The organism is Nocardioides sp., assembly GCF_041393715.1.
Taxonomy (GTDB): Bacteria; Actinomycetota; Actinomycetes; order Propionibacteriales; family Nocardioidaceae; genus Nocardioides.
Window position 1 is genome coordinate 1 of the sequence record NZ_JAWKJQ010000023.1, and the last position, 1,575, is coordinate 1,575.

General features: G+C 71.9%; 1 protein-coding gene. It reads left to right on the plus strand.

Annotated features, from left to right (window positions below; all coding sequences use genetic code 11):
• Positions 1-22: 22 nt before the first annotated feature.
• Positions 23-1,575, plus strand: a 1,553-nt coding sequence (locus R2740_RS18395; RefSeq protein ID WP_371304149.1) for a DUF2252 domain-containing protein, incomplete at its 3' end; no start/stop codon positions are given.

The window sequence follows — 1,575 nt, forward strand, 5'->3', positions numbered from 1 at the left end:
CGAGCACCCCCAGCCGGGCAGCGTGTCGGATCTGTTCGACCGCGACCTGATCCAGGCCGAGGAGGAACTGCACCAGCGGCTGGCCAAGGCGTCCACCATGCGGCCCGTCGTCCATCCGACGCTGGCGGACCGCGAGCGTCGCGGGCGGGTGGCGCGAGCGGAGGTCCCGCGCAGTGAGCTCGGCGCGTGGCTGCCGGCGGCGGACCGCCCGGACCCGGTGGCCCTGCTCATGGGCCAGGAGGAGTCCCGGGTTCAGGACCTGGTGCCGCTGCGGCACGCCCGGATGGCGGTCAGCCCGTTCGCGTTCTACCGCGGGTCCGCGCTGGTGATGGCCTCGGACCTGGCCTCGCAGCCTCGGACCGCGCTGGACGTGCAGCTGTGCGGGGACGCCCACCTGTCGAACTTCGGCGTCTTCGGGGCCCCCGACCGCACCCTGGTCTTCGACGTGAACGACTTCGACGAGACCCACCCCGGTCCGTTCGAGTGGGACGTCAAGCGGCTGGTGACGTCGTTCCTACTCGCCACCCGTGACTCCGGGCTGTCCGACCGCGTCGGCCAGGAGGCGGCAACCGCCGCCTCGGCCTCGTACCGGACGTCGATGGCCGAGTTCGCGCAGATGCCGGAGATCGACCTGTGGTACGAGCGGCTGGACCTCGCCGGGGTCTACGCGACGATCACCGGCTCAGAGGTGGTCCCGACGTCGAAGGAGCTCGCGAGGCGAGCGCGCCGGATCATCGACACGGCGGCGGAGAAGGCGCGCTCGCGGGACTCCTGGTCCGCGGTGTCCAAGCTCACCGAGGTCGTGGACGGACAGCGCCGCTTCCGCTCGCAGCCCCCGGTGCTGGCCAGGCTCGACCTCGACGATGACGTGGCGGCCCTGTTCCGCCAGCTGTTCCGCGAGTACCGGGCGACCCTGCAGGAGGACCGCCAGGAGCTCCTGAAGCGCTACGAGATCATCGACTTCGGGCACAAGGTGGTCGGGGTCGGCAGTGTCGGGCTGCTCGCGTTCGTGTTCCTGCTGCGGGGCCGCGACGACGAGGACCTGATGGTGCTGCAGGTGAAGCAGGCCCAGTCGTCGGTGCTCGAGGCGTTCACGCGCCCCTCCGTCTACACCCGGCATGGGCGACGGGTCGTCGTCGGGCAGCGCCTCATGCAGGCCGCGAGCGACTCCTTCCTCGGCTGGATCGACGGCCCGCGGGGGCGCAGCTTCTATGTGCGCCAGTTGCGCGACATGAAGTGGTCCCCCGATCCCTCCCGCTTCGACGAGCTGCGCATCCAGCGGTTCGCGGTCGTCACCGGCCGGACCCTGGCGCGCGCGCATGCCCGGGCCGGCGACGCGGTTGCGCTCGCGGCGTACCTGGGGAAGGGGCGTGCCTTCGACAAGGCGATGGTGGCGTTCGGCAAGGCGTACGTGCGGCAGGTCGACGAGGACTACGCCGCGTTCATGGCCGCCATCCGCGACGGGCGGATCACCGCGTACGAGGAGCCGGCCGGCGCGCAGGTCGTCACCGCGGTGGGCACGCTGAGCAACGCCGGGCTGGCCGAGCCCGCGCCACCCGCGACACCGGCGAAGAA